Origin of the sequence: Kineococcus siccus, from assembly GCF_009906795.1 — a bacterium.
GTDB classification, from domain to species: domain Bacteria; phylum Actinomycetota; class Actinomycetes; order Actinomycetales; family Kineococcaceae; genus Kineococcus; species Kineococcus siccus.
The window spans coordinates 1-13,218 of the sequence record NZ_JAAALN010000122.1 but is presented as its reverse complement, the minus strand read 5'-3'; the positions used below and the strand labels follow the sequence as shown (position 1 = coordinate 13,218).

Genomic DNA, 13,218 nt, shown 5'->3' with positions numbered 1-13,218 from the left:
CACCCCGACGACCCCCACCCCGACGATCTCGTGAAGCTGGCGGTCCTCGGGGGCGGCGGCTTCCGCACCCCCTTCGTCTGGCAGGCCCTGCTGCGCGACACCGGGACGCCGCGCGTCGACCACGTCGTCCTGCACGACGTGTCGCCGCAGCGCCTGGCCGGCATGCGCACGGTCCTCGAGCAGCTCGCCGACGGCTTCGCCGACCCGCCCCGGCTGGAGACGACGACCGACCTCGACGTCGCGGTGGCCGACAGCGACTTCGTCTTCGTGGCCGTGCGCATCGGCGGGCTGGAGGGACGGTGCCAGGACGAGGCGGTCGCGCTCGAGGCGGGGGTCCTGGGGCAGGAGACCACGGGCCCCGGGGGGCTCGCGTACGCGCTGCGGACCGTGCCCTTCGCGGTCGACCTGGCCGAGCGCGTGCGCCGCGGCGCCCCGTCCGCGGTCGTCCTGAACTTCACCAACCCCGCGGGCATCACGACCGAGGCGATGCAGGGCGTGCTGGGGGACCGCGTGGTGGGCATCTGCGACACGCCCTCCGGCCTGGGCCGCCGCGTGGCGCTGCTGCTCGGTCACGACCCGGCCCGCGTCCAGCTCGACTACGTGGGGCTGAACCACCTGGGCTGGTTGCGGCGCGTCCTCGTGCGCGGGGTGGACGTCCTGCCGCAGCTGCTGGCCGACGAGCCGCGGCTGGCCCTGCTGGAGGAGAGCCACGTCTTCGGCACGTCCTGGCTGCAGGTCCTCGGTGCGCTGCCCAACGAGTACCTCTACTACTACTACAGCAACCGGGAGGCGGTGCAGCGCATCCGCGCGGCCGCCCTGACGCGCGGGCAGTTCCTGCTCCGGACGCAGGAGGAGTTCTTCGCTCAGCTGCCCACCGCGGGCGCGGGGGCCGCCGACCTGTGGCGCCGCACCGTGACCGACCGCAGCGCCTCCTACATGGCCGAGGCCAAGGGCGGCGAGCAGGGCGCCCCGGCGAACCCCGAGCCGCCCGAGACGGACCCCGCGCAGCAGGGGTACGCGGGGGTGGCCGTCGCCGTGATGGCGGCCGTCGCCCGGGACGAGCGGTCCACCATGATCCTCAACGTGCGCAACGGCGGGACGATCGCGGGCCTGCCCGACGACGCCGTGGTCGAGGTGCCGGCCACCGTGGACGCCAACGGGGCGCACCCGCTGGCGACGCCCGCGCCCGGCCTGCACCAGCTCGGGCTGCTGCAGCAGGTCAAGGCCGTCGAGCGGCACACCATCGCGGCCGCGGTGCACGGCGACGAGACCGAGGCGCTGCGGGCCTTCGCGCTGCACCCGCTGGTCGACTCGGTCGCCGTGGCGCGCGACCTGCTGGCGGGCTACCGCGCCCGCATCCCCGAGGTCGCCGCGGTGTTCGACCGCCGCTGACCCCACCCGCACCGCCTGAGCCACCCGCACGACCCCGTGGCCCCGCCACGGGCTCCCGCCCGGACGACGCCCTGGAGAGTGCCGTGCACGACGACCGAACCCTGCTCGAAGGCCGGGTGCAGCGGGCCCTGCGGCACCGCATCCGCCCCGCGGTGCACAGCCACCGCGTGCCCCTGGTGCTCGAGGCCTGGCCCGTGGCCGGGGAGCCGGTGCCCGTGGCCGACGCCCTCGCCGCGACCTACGAGCCCTTCGCGGTCGGGCAGCCGTGGGGGCCGCCGTGGTCGACCACGTGGTTCCGCGCCACGGGCACCGTCCCCGCCGCGTGGGCCGGTCGGCGCGTCGAGGCGCACTTCGACCTCGGGTTCGTCGGGGACTGGCCGGGCAACCAGGCCGAGGCGCTGGTGCACACCGCGGACGGTGTCCCGATCAAGGGGATCGCACCCGACAACCAGGTCGTGCCCCTGCACCGCCCGGCCGCGGGCGGGGAGGAGGTGCACCTGCTGCTGGAGGCCGCCGCGAACCCCGACATCCTGGCGGACGACTTCCGCCCGACCCCCCTGGGCGATCTGGCCACCGCGCCGCGCGAGCCGCTGTACACGCTGCGGGGCGCCGACCTCGTCGTGCTCGACGAGGAGGTCTGGCACCTGGCGATCGACGTCGAGGTCCTCGACGACGTCATGCGGCAGCTCCCCGTGACGGACCCGCGCCGGTACGAGATCGCGCGGGCGCTGGACCGGGCGCTGGACGCCCTCGACCTCGACGAGGTCTCGGCCACCGCGGCCGCGGCCCGCGCGGAGCTCGTCGATGTGCTGTCCTCGCCGGCCAACGCGAGCGCGCACACGCTGTCCTCCGTGGGGCACGCCCACATCGACTCCGCGTGGCTGTGGCCGCTGCGCGAGACCGTGCGCAAGACCAGCCGGACCTTCTCCAACGTCACGGCCCTCGCGCAGGAGTACCCGGAGTTCGTCTTCGCGTGCTCGCAGGCCCAGCAGTACGCCTGGGTCAAGGAGCGGTTCCCCGAGGTGTACCGGCGCATGCAGGACGCGGCGCGCGCGGGGCAGTGGGTGCCGGTCGGCGGGATGTGGGTCGAGGCCGACGGGAACCTGCCCGGCGGCGAGGCCCTGGTCCGGCAGTTCGTGACGGGCAAGACCTTCTTCCTCGAGGAGTTCGGGGTCGAGTGCACGGGGGTCTGGCTGCCCGACTCCTTCGGCTACACGGGCGCCTACCCGCAGATCGCCCGGCTCGCCGGCATGGACTGGTTCCTCACGCAGAAGATCTCCTGGAACCAGACCAACGCGTTCCCGCACCACACGTTCCGGTGGGAGGGCATCGACGGCACGCAGGTGTTCACGCACTTCCCGCCCGTCGACACCTACAACGCGGTCTTCTCGGGGGAGGAGCTCGCGCACGCCGTGGCCAACTACCGGGAGAAGGGGCGCGGCACCCGGTCCCTGGCCCCGTTCGGCCACGGCGACGGCGGTGGCGGCCCCACGCGGGAGATGCTCGAGCGCGCCCGGCGCCTGCGCGACCTCGAGGGGTCGGCGAAGGTCGTGGTGCAGGACCCGAACGTCTTCTTCGCCGAGGCCGAGGCGGAGTACCCCGACGCCCCCGTGTGGAGCGGCGAGCTGTACCTGGAGCTGCACCGCGCGACGTACACGAGCCAGGCGCGCACCAAGGCGGGCAACCGCCGCAGCGAGCACCTGCTGCGCGAGGCCGAGCTGTGGGCGAGCACGGCCGCGGTCCTCGCCGGGCACGCCTACCCGCACGACGACCTCGACCGGCTGTGGAAGACGGTGCTGCTGAACCAGTTCCACGACATCCTCCCGGGCAGCTCCATCGCCTGGGTGCACCAGGAGGCGGAGGCCACCTACGCCCGCGTGGCCGAGGAGGTGCAGACCCTGACGACCGCGGCCCTCGCGGCGCTGGGCGGGCCGGCCGGCGTGGGCGGACCGTGGCTCGTGAACACCGCCCCGCACGAGCGCACGGGTGTCGTGGTCCTCGACGCCGGGCCCCGGGTGCCCGCGGGGGCCCAGGAGCTGGCCGGCGGGCGGCGCGCCGTGCTGGCGACGCTGCCGGGATCGGGCGCCACCGACCTCGCCGCGGTCGCCGTCGGCCCCGACGCCGGGGTGGTCGGCGTGCAGGTCGCCGCGACCGCGGCGGGGACCGTTCTCACCAACGGCCTGCTCACGGTCGTCGTCGACGCCGACGGTCTGCTGGCCTCGGTGGTGGACGAGGCGGCCGGGCGCGAGCTCGTCGCGCCCGGCCGGCGCGCGAACCTCCTGCAGCTGCACGCGGACTTCCCCAACAACTGGGACGCGTGGGACGTGGACCAGCACTACCGCAACCGCGTCGTGGACCTCGTCGAGGCCGACGAGGTCGTCGTCGAGGACGCGGGGCCGCTCGTGGCCACCGTGCTGGTGCGGCGCACGTTCCGCTCCTCCGCGGTGCGCCAGCGCTACGTCCTGCGCGCGGGGGCGGACCGCCTCGACGTGCGCACGGAGGTCGACTGGCACGAGCAGGAGAAGTTCCTCAAGGCGAGCTACCCGCTGGACGTGCACGCCGACCGCAGCGCCTCGGAGATCCAGTTCGGCCACGTGCACCGCGCGACGCACACGAACACGAGCTGGGACTCCGCGCGCTTCGAGGTCGCGGCGCACCGCTGGGTCCACGTGGGCGAACCCGGGTACGGGATCGCGATCGCCAACGACTCCACCTACGGACACGACACGACGCGGGCCGCCCGCCCCGACGGCGGCACGACGACCACGGTGCGGCTCAGCCTGGTGCGGGGCCCCCGCACCCCCGACCCGGGTGCCGACCAGGGCGCGCACGTCTTCGTCCACTCCCTCGTCGCGGGCGCCGCGATCGGCGACGCCGTGCGCGCGGGCCACGAGCTGAACCTGCCCGTGCGCGTCGCGGACGTCGGCGGTGCCGTGCCGCCGCCGCTGGTGACGGTGACGGGCGACGGCGCGACGCTGGAGGCCGTGAAGCTGGCCGAGGACCGGTCGGGTGACGTCGTCGTGCGGCTCTACGAGGCGTGGGGCGGACGGGCGCGCGCCCGGGTCGGCGTGGCCTTCCCCGTCGCCCGGGTGGAGGTGACCGACCTGCTCGAGCGGACGGTGAGCGGCGTCGGCGAGGCCTCGCTGGAGGCGGACGGCAGCGTGCACGCCGCGCTGCGGCCCTTCCAGGTGCTGACGCTGCGCCTCGTGCGCGCCTGAGCGGTGGTGGGCCGGCGGCCGGGTGGCCCGCCGGCTCAGACGACGACGGGCTCAGACGACGACGGGCTCAGACGACGACGGGCTCAGACGACGACGAGCTCGGCGCCGCCCTGCCGCAGCGCGGCCGCGGTGTCGTCGTCGGGCGCGGTGTCGGTCAGGACGGCGCGGAACGCCGACGGCTCGCACACGGTCGCCGTCCCGCTGCCGGGGAACTTCGAGGCGTCGGCGAGCAGGACCACCTCGTCGGCCGCCGCGATCATCGCGCGCTTGACCGACACCTCCTCGTTGACGGTGTCGACCGAGTGGCCGCTGCGGCGCACGCCGCTCGTGCCGAGCAGCAGCACGTCGGCGCGCACCTGGCGGAGGTTCTCCTCGGTCATGTACCCGACGAGGGAGTGGTGGCGCGGCCGCAGCAGGCCGCCGAGCAGGACCAGGTCGACCTCGCTGTCCTCGGCGAGCTCCGCGTAGACGGCCATGTTGCGGGTGACGACCGTGAGCGACCGCCCGTGCAGGTGCCGCGCGACGCGCGAGACCGTGGTGCCGATGTCCATCAGCACCGACTGGCCGTCGCGCAGCCGGGCCGCTGCGGCGCGGGCGATCTGGTCCTTCGCGGCACCCTGCTGGTCGACGAGGTCGGCGTACACGTCGTCGCGCAGGTCCACCGGGCGCGCGCCGCCGTGCACGCGCTTGAGCAGGCCGCGGTCGTCCAGCTTCAGCAGGTCCCGGCGGATCGTCGCCTCGCTCAGCCCGAGCCGGTCGACGAGTTCCGCGACCGTCGCGACGCCCTGGCTGCGCACGACCTCGACGATCGTGTCCCGCCGTTCCTCAGCTTCCACGACGCGCAGAGTACCTTGCGCGTTCGGTCATCTGACAAGTACCGTTCGGGCAAGCTCAGCGGTGAGCGCCCCGGTTCATGCACGAACGGTCACTTGCCCGGGTCCTCTCCGCCGAACGCCACCGCGGCGCAGCTCTGCGCTCGCCCGGAGAAAGGGCCCCTCCCCATGCAGCTCTCCCGTCGTGACGCGCTCCGTGGAAGCGGGCTGGCCGTGCTCGGCCTCGGCCTCTCCTCGCTCGCCGCGTGCTCCAACGACTCCGCCGGCACCGGCACCTCCGGGACGACCCTCTGGTACTGGGGTGGCGGCCTGAGCGACGCGGTCGTCGAGGCCGCGAAGCAGCAGTTCCCCGACGCCGGGATCACGCCGTCGAAGATCGGCGGCGACTTCAAGCAGAAGCTCCAGACCGCCTTCACGGGCGGTGCGTTCGCTCCCGCGATCACGGGCGTCAAGGGCGAGGACATGGCGTACTTCAAGTCCGTCGCGGCCAAGTTCACCGACCTCGGGCCGCTCGGTGGGACCGAGGCGGCCGCCACGGGCCTGGCGTGGAAGTGGGAGCAGGGCCGGACCGCGGACGGCAAGCAGATCGGCTACCCGATCGACATCGGCCCGACCGCGATGTTCTACCGCTCCGACCTCTTCGAGCAGGCCGGCCTGCCCACCGACCCCACGGCCGTGAGCGCGGCCGTCGCCACGTGGGACGGCTTCTACGCCCTCGGGCAGGAGCTGCACGGCAAGGTGCCCGCCACCTTCCCCGTCTCGAGCCTCGGGGTCCTGTGGGGCATCCTCACGGGGCAGACGACCCAGCGCTACGTCGGCGAGGACGGCTCCTTCACGGGCGACAGCGAGGAGCTGCACGACGCGTGGCGGACCGCGGTGCGGGCGCAGGCCCTGGGCCTGAACGCCAACGCGGCGCAGAACCTGAACCCGGCCCTCGCCGACGGCACGATCGGCACCGAGATGGGCGCCGCCTGGCACGCCCTCGACATCTCCGACGGCGCCCCCGACACGGCGGGGAAGTGGCGGGTCGCCGACAACCCCGTCAAGCCGACCAGCATCGGCGGGTCGTTCCTCGCGATCCCCGCGACGACGAAGGACCCGCAGCAGGCCTTCTCGATCATCCAGTGGATCCTGTCGCCCGAGAACGAGGCCAAGGGCTACGCCGACGCGTCGATCTTCCCGGCCGACCCGGCGGCCTGGACGCTGCCGGCGCTGACGGAGGGCGATGCGTTCTTCGGCGGGCAGAAGACCATCGACATCTTCGGCCCCGCGGCCCAGCTGGTGCCCGCGCAGTTCGAGTCCCCGTTCGACGCGGCCGTCGGCGCGCCCTACGGCGACGAGCTCACCAAGGTGGAGACCGCCGGCAAGGACCCCGAGCAGGCGTGGACCGACGCCGTCGCCGCGGCCCGGCAGGTCGCCGACCGCGCGGGCGTGAAGTGAGCCAGGCCGTCCGGGTCGCCCGGGCGGGGGGTTTCCGCCGCCGGAGCGCGGGGCCACCGCCGGTCTCCGCCCGCCCGTCGGGGCGGCGCTTCTGGCCGCAGTACGTCGCCATCGCGCCCTTCTTCCTGCTGTTCGCGGTGTTCGGGCTGTTCCCGGTGGGCTTCTCGGCCTACCTGGCGTTCCACCGCTGGGACGGCATCAGCCCCGTGACCTTCGCGGGTCTCGACCAGTTCCGCTTCCTCGCCGCGGACCGCACGTTCCGGATCGCCGTCGTCAACACGCTCATCATCTGGGTGCTCTCGACCCTGCCCATGCTGGCGATGAGCCTGGGGCTCGCGTCGCTGCTGAACTCGGTCCGGCGGTTCCGCACGCTCTACCAGGTCGTCCTCTTCCTGCCCAGCGTCACCTCGATCGTCGCGGTCGCCATCTTCTTCAAGGCGATGTTCGGCAACTCCTACGGGGTCGTCAACGCGGCGCTGCGGGCCGTGGGCCTGGACGCCATCGGCTGGCTCAACGGCTACTGGACCATCAAGATCGTCATCTGCGTGCTGCTGACGTGGCAGTGGGTGGGCTACAACGCGATCATCTACTTCGCCGGGCTGCAGGCGATCCCGTCCGACGTGTACGAGGCCGCGAAGATCGACGGGGCCGGGCCGCTGCGCACCTTCTGGGGCATCACGGTGCCGCTGCTGCGGCCGGTCATCCTCTTCACCGTGGTCATCTCGACCATCACGGGCCTGCAGACCTTCACCGAGCCGCAGGTGCTGTTCGGCAGCAACGCGGCCACGAACCCGAACTCCGGCGGCCCCGGCCAGGCCGGCCTCACCATGGTCCTGTACTTCTACCAGCAGGCCTTCAGCAACAACAACTACGGCTACGGCGCCGCGATCGCCTACGCCGTGTTCGCGATCGTCGCGGTGTTCTCCATCGTCAACTGGCGGATCGTCGCCCGGTCGGAGAGGTGAGGGCGCGATGAGCACCGCCGACAGCCCGCTGCCCACCGCCGTCGACGCGGTGCGGTCCGTGGGCCGGCCCCCCGCCAACCGGCCCGTGAAGTCCGCCGGGCGCTGGGCGCACGTTCCGCTGGTCCTCGCGACCCTGCTGCTCGTCTTCCCGTTCTACTGGACCGTCGTCATCGCCACCGGGACGACGGGGGAGCTCAACCGGTACCCGCCGACGCTGGTGCCCGGGACCCACCTGCTGGACAACGCGCGTCAGGTCCTGGACAGCATCGACTTCTTCGGCTCGATGGCGAACACGGTCGTCGTCGCGGTCTGCGTCACCGTCCTGGTGCTGTTCTTCGACTCGCTCGCGGCCTTCGCCTTCGCCAAGTACGTCTTCCCCGGGAGCCGGTTCCTGTTCGCCCTGCTGCTGCTGTTCTTCATGCTGCCCGCGCAGCTGTCGACCGTCCCGCAGTTCCTCACGATGATCGACCTGGGCCTGGTGGGGACCCTGCGCGCGCTCATCATCCCCGCGGCGGCCAACGCGTTCGGCATCTTCTGGATGCGGCAGTACATCAGCGGGGCCCTGCCCGACGAGCTGCTCGACGCGGCCACGCTCGACGGCTGCGGGTTCTTCCGCCAGTACTGGTACGTGACGCTGCCGGTCATCCGGCCCGGCCTCGCGTTCCTGGGCATCTACACCTTCGTGGCGGCCTGGAACGACTACGTGTGGCCGCTCATCGTCCTGGTCGACCCCAGCCGCCTCACGCTGCAGGTGGCGCTGGCGCAGCTGAACGTGGCGCGGGGGGAGAACCTGCCCGTGGTCCTGGCGGGGGCGCTCATGGCGATGGTCCCGCTCATCGCGGTGTTCCTCCTCTTCGCGCGGCAGTTCGTCTCCGACGCGGTCAAGGGGGCCGTCCGTGGGTGAGGCGTCCCACCCGCTCGGGGCCGGGACCCTCGAGGTCCGCGCCGTCCGCGGGCCGGAGGTGGCCGTGGCGCGCGCGCTCGCCGGCGCGGCCTTCGCCGACCGCGACCCCCGGCCGTCGCCCGTGCCGACGGGGCCCGTCCCGGCCCCCGGCCCGGGTGAGCCGGGCGCGCTGCACTGGGTGGCCGTGGAGGACGGGGCCGTCGTCGCGTCCGCCGCGGCCCGGCCGCGCGGGCAGTGGTTCGGCGGGCGGCGGCTGCCCGTCGTGACCCTCGGCGGCGTCGCCGTCGAGGTGACCCACCGCGGCCGGGGCGTGGGCCGCGAGCTGGTCGGCGGCCTGTTCGCCGCGGCGCGCGACGCGGGCGCGGTCGCCTGCGTGCTGTTCCCCTCCACCCACCGCTTCTACGCGTCGCTGGGCTGCGGTGCCGGGGGGCGCCGCCCCGTGTTCGCCCTGTCGACCGAGGAGCTGCGGCAGCGCCTGCCCCGGCCGCGGGGCGACGCCGTCCTGCGCTTCGCCGAGCCGCGCGACGCCGCGGCCGTCGCGGCGCTGAGCGCGGGGCGGGCGGCGCGGGGCCAGGGCTTCGTGGACCACGACGGACTGCCCGGGTCGCCCCCCGAGGACCCGGCCGGCCCGGGGGCGTTCGTCGTCGAGACCGCGGGGGTCGTCACGGGCTGGTGCCTGCTGCACCGCAAGCCCGCGACCCGGGCGGGCGCCGCCTACGACCTCGAGGTGGCGGACCTCGTGGCGGCCGACGCCGACAGCGAGCTCGCGCTGTGGCGCGGGCTCGTCGCGGACACGCCGCAGGCGCTGCGCGCCGACGCCGTGGTGCCGGCGGGCAGCCTCCTCGAACGGCGGCTCGAGCGCCTCCAGGCGCCCGTCGAGAACGCCACCTGGATGCTGCGCCTGCTCGACGTCGACGCCGCGCTGACGGCGCGCGGCTGGCCGGCGGGCGTCACGGCCGAGGTCGTCCTCGACGTCACCGACCCGCTGCGGCCCGGCGACGACGGCCCGCGGCGGCTGCACGTGGCCGGCGGGCGGGCCACCGTCGAGCCCGCTCCCGGCGCGGCCGCGGACGTCGCGGTGGGCCCGGGCGTCCTCGCGTCCCTGTTCACGGGACACCTCGACCCCGTCCAGGCGGCGCACGACGGCCTCCTCGACGCGCGAGTCGACGCCGCCGCCGTCCTGCGGACGCTGTTCGCCGGCCCCCCCGCCGTGCTCGCCCGCGCCTTCTGACGCCCCGCCGCACCCCGCGGCGCCACCGCCCGACCCGAGAGGACCCGCGTGCGTCCCGAGAGCACGAACCCGCTGCGGATCGCGGTGCTGGGCGTCGGCACGATCGCCCGGTCCGTCCACCTGCCGCTCATCGCCCGGCACCCCGGCCTCGAGCTCGTCGCGGTGGGGGACCTCGACGAGGCCCGGGCCGCCGGGGTCGCGCGCGCCTACGGGGCCCGCGCGCAGTCCCCGGCGGCCCTGATCGCCGCGGCGGACGTCGAGGCGGTCCTGATCGCCACGCCCGGCAACCACGCGGCGATCGCCGCGGACGCGCTGCGGGCCGGCAAGCACGTCCTGGCCGAGAAGCCGCTCGCGCTGACGGTCGCCGACGCGCTCGCGGTGGCCGACCTCGCCGCGGAGCGGGGGCTCGTCGCGCAGGTCGGGTCGATGAAGGCCCACGACGCCGCGGTCGGCGTCGTCCGCGCGGCCCTGGCGGAGATCGGCGAGCTGCGCCTGGTCGAGGTGAGCGTGCGCCACCCCGTCGACGCGCCGCAGCTGCAGCACCTGCGCCTGGACCCGCCCGCACCCCCGCCGCCGGTGGTGGCCGAGGCTGCGCGCGCGGGGGACTGGGCGGACGCCGAGCGCGTGCGCGCCGCGGTGGGGGACCTGCCGCCCGCCTGGCACGGGCTCTACCGCTCCGTGCTCTGCGGCTCCGTCCTGCACGAGGTGTCGCTGCTGCGCGCGCTCGGCACGGGCCTGCCCGCGGTGTTCGACCACGCGGCGCTCGTGCCGGGCGAGCCCGGGCCGCCGGTCCTCACCGCGACGGGCCCGCTGCCCTCGGGCGCGCGCCTGCAGCTGTCGTGGGCGTGGCTGCCGGACTACCCCGAGTACGAGGAGACGGTGCGCCTGGTCGGCACGGCGGGGGCCGTGGTGCTCGACCTGGCGCCGCCCTACGTGCTGGACGCCCGGAGCAGCGTGGAGGTCCTGACACGCGGCGACGGCCCGGCAGGCGTGCGGCGGCGCGCGGTCCTCGGCCACGACGGGGCGTTCCAGCGGCAGCTCGAGGCCTTCGCCGCCGCCGTCCGCACGGGGGCACCGGTGCTGGTGGACGCGGCGGGTGCGGCGGCCGACGTGGCCTGCCTGCAGCGCCTGCTCGCCGCCCTCGCGGCCGGGCACGGCCTCGTGCCCGGCGGGGAGGCCGCGGCCGCCGCGGCGGTGCCCGCGTGAGCGCCGGACTGCCCGGGACGCCGGCCGGCGCGCCGGTCAGCTTCGGCGTGTGGGGTCCGCACCGGGGCCCGGCGGACGGCTCGGCGGCCGACGTGCTGCGCGCCGTCGCCGCGGCGGGCTACGCGGGCTCGGAGCTCGGGCCGACGGGGTACCTGGGCCCGCCCGCGGCGACCGCAGAGGCGTTCGCGGCAGCGGGCCTGCGGCCGGCGGGCGTCTACGTGGGGCTGCGCCTGGCGGCGGGTGCGCCGCAGGCGGACGACCTGGCGGCCCTGACGGCGGCCTGCCGGACGCTGCGCGCCGCGGTCGACGCGACGAGCCACCTGCCGGGCGCGGCACCGCCTGCGCCGATCGTCCTGGCCGACGACGGCGCCCCCCACCTGGCGACCGCGCCGCGCGACCCGGACGACACCACCGGCGGTCTCGACGCGGCGGACTGGCGCCGGGCGGCCGCGACGCTCGCGGTGGCCGCGGCCGTCGTGGCCGAGCACGGCCTGCCGGTGTCGTTCCACCCGCACCTCGCCACCCACGTCGAGTCGCGCCGCGAGGTCGAGCGGCTGCTGGAGACGACCGACCTCGGGGTCACGCTGGACACGGGACACCTCGCGCTGGCCGGGGCCGACCCGGTCGCGTGCCTGCGCGCCTGGGGCGACCGGGTGGACCACGTGCACGTCAAGGACGTGGACCTGTCGGTCGCGGCCCGCGCCCGCCGGGACGGGCCCGTCCCGCTGCGGTCGTGGTGGGCGCGCGCGTGCGTCCCGCTCGGGGCGGGTGACGTCGACCTGGCCGGGCTGCTGGCCGCCCTCGCGGACCGCGGCCACCCGGGCTGGCTCGTCGTGGAGCAGGATCACGAGCCCACGGGCGCGCCCGAGCTGCCGGCGCTGCAGGCCGTGCAGACGGCGAACCTGGCCGTGCTGCGCCGGCTCGCCGCGCGAGCCGCGCCCCGCCCTGAGGGGGGCTGAGCCCGGGTCAGCGCCGCAGCAGGCGACGGCCCAGGGACCGCCGGCCGGTGGCGCGCTGACCCAGGACCAGCGACGACGCCGACCGCAGCGTGCGGGCCAGCTTCGGCGGACCGCCCCGCAGCTCGACCTGGCGGGCGACGGCACCGAGGGCGCGGGCGCCCACGGGGACGGCGACGGACGCGATCAGCCACCGGCGCAGACCGGCGGACAGCAGGACCCACACGAGGACTCCTTCGGATCGGGTCCCGCAGGACCCTGGTCGGGGACGGGAGGGGGACGGCTCAGGCCGTCTCGGGCGCCTCGGCGGGGGCCAAGACGCGGTCGTACACGACCGCGGCCAGCACGCCGCCGACGACGGGCGCGACGAGGTACAGCCACGCGTCCTGCCAGACGCCCGCGACGACCATGGGCCCGAAGGCGCGGGCCGGGTTGACGGCCCCACCCGTGACGGGCGCGGCGATGGCGACGCAGACGGCCAGGGCCGCGCCCACCGCCAGCGGGGCGCTCGCGCTCGGCGCCCGGTCGTCCGTGGCGACGGAGATGACCACGAGCACGAGGACGAACGTGATGACGGCCTCGACGAAGAAGGCCCGGCCGCTGCCGACGCCCTCGGCGGGCAGCGTCGCCGCGAGCCGCGACTGCGTGCGGCCCTCGTCGCCGTAGAACGCCCACGTCGTGAGCGAGGCGAGCACCGCGCCGAGGAGCTGGCACGCGAGGTAGACGGGGACCGCACGGGCGGGGAAGCGGCGCGTCGCGGCGAGGCCCAGCGTGACGGCCGGGTTCAGGTGCGCCCCCGAGACGTGGCCGAGGGCGGCAGCCAGGGCCGCGAGCGCGAGGCCGAAGGCGAGCACGACCGTCAGGAGGTCGTACGGCTTGGGGTCCCGGCTCGAGCTCGCCACCGCCGCGGCCGTCCCCGCCAGCACCAGCACGAAGGTGCCGATGACCTCCGCGGTCCCGGCGCGCGCGAGGTTCGCGCCGGCCGTGCTGCCGTACAGGCCCCGCGCGGTGCTGCCCGGACCGGTGCCCGGAGCGCGGCGCAGCTGCGCGCTCACGGAGCGGGGCAGCGGGGG

At 75.6% G+C, this 13,218-nt stretch carries 11 protein-coding genes; 8 read left to right on the top strand and 3 right to left on the bottom strand.

Annotated elements, in window-relative coordinates:
* The first annotated feature begins 30 nt into the window (after positions 1-30).
* Both GTR02_RS13875 and GTR02_RS13870 read left to right on the top strand, forming a co-directional pair.
* A complete protein-coding gene (locus GTR02_RS13875) occupies positions 31-1,392 on the top strand; it encodes a 6-phospho-beta-glucosidase (RefSeq protein ID WP_166608087.1) in 1,362 nt (453 codons plus the stop codon).
* Positions 1,393-1,475: 83 nt separating this feature from the next.
* On the top strand, positions 1,476-4,610 hold the full coding sequence (locus tag GTR02_RS13870; protein WP_166608086.1) for a glycoside hydrolase family 38 N-terminal domain-containing protein: 3,135 nt from the start codon (positions 1,476-1,478) through the stop codon (positions 4,608-4,610).
* Positions 4,611-4,693: 83 nt separating this feature from the next.
* On the opposite strand, the gene GTR02_RS13865 is transcribed toward GTR02_RS13870, so the two are convergent.
* Positions 4,694-5,446, bottom strand: coding sequence for a DeoR family transcriptional regulator (locus GTR02_RS13865; protein WP_205709247.1), 753 nt, complete (start codon positions 5,444-5,446; stop codon positions 4,694-4,696).
* Positions 5,447-5,611: 165 nt separating this feature from the next.
* On the opposite strand from GTR02_RS13865, the gene GTR02_RS13860 reads away from it, so the two are divergent.
* The 6 genes from GTR02_RS13860 to GTR02_RS13835 are packed head-to-tail and all read left to right on the top strand — an operon-like array spanning position 5,612 to position 12,148.
* A complete protein-coding gene (locus GTR02_RS13860) occupies positions 5,612-6,883 on the top strand; it encodes an ABC transporter substrate-binding protein (protein ID WP_166608085.1) in 1,272 nt (423 codons plus the stop codon).
* The gene (locus tag GTR02_RS13855; RefSeq protein WP_166608084.1) at positions 6,880-7,848 is read left to right on the top strand and encodes an ABC transporter permease subunit; all 969 of its coding nucleotides are present in this window, start codon (positions 6,880-6,882) and stop codon (positions 7,846-7,848) included. Before GTR02_RS13860 ends, GTR02_RS13855 begins: the two co-directional genes overlap by 4 nt.
* 7 nt (positions 7,849-7,855) lie before the next feature.
* Entirely contained in the window at positions 7,856-8,752 is an 897-nt protein-coding gene (locus GTR02_RS13850; protein ID WP_166608083.1) for a carbohydrate ABC transporter permease, read from the top strand.
* The gene (locus GTR02_RS13845) at positions 8,745-9,983 is read left to right on the top strand and encodes a GNAT family N-acetyltransferase (RefSeq protein WP_166608082.1); all 1,239 of its coding nucleotides are present in this window, start codon (positions 8,745-8,747) and stop codon (positions 9,981-9,983) included. Before GTR02_RS13850 ends, GTR02_RS13845 begins: the two co-directional genes overlap by 8 nt.
* 48 nt (positions 9,984-10,031) lie before the next feature.
* The gene (locus GTR02_RS13840) at positions 10,032-11,189 is read left to right on the top strand and encodes a Gfo/Idh/MocA family oxidoreductase (RefSeq protein ID WP_166608081.1); all 1,158 of its coding nucleotides are present in this window, start codon (positions 10,032-10,034) and stop codon (positions 11,187-11,189) included.
* Positions 11,186-12,148 (top strand): TIM barrel protein, encoded by a 963-nt coding sequence (locus GTR02_RS13835; protein WP_166608080.1) that lies wholly within the window; start codon positions 11,186-11,188, stop codon positions 12,146-12,148. Before GTR02_RS13840 ends, GTR02_RS13835 begins: the two co-directional genes overlap by 4 nt.
* Positions 12,149-12,155: 7 nt before the next feature.
* On the opposite strand, the gene GTR02_RS13830 is transcribed toward GTR02_RS13835, so the two are convergent.
* Positions 12,156-12,371: a hypothetical protein gene (locus tag GTR02_RS13830; RefSeq protein WP_166608079.1), complete on the bottom strand. Its 216-nt coding sequence runs from the start codon at positions 12,369-12,371 to the stop codon at positions 12,156-12,158.
* 58 nt (positions 12,372-12,429) lie between these two features.
* Positions 12,430-13,218 (bottom strand): MIP/aquaporin family protein (locus tag GTR02_RS13825; RefSeq protein WP_338073805.1); only part of this gene is annotated, 789 nt, incomplete at its 5' end.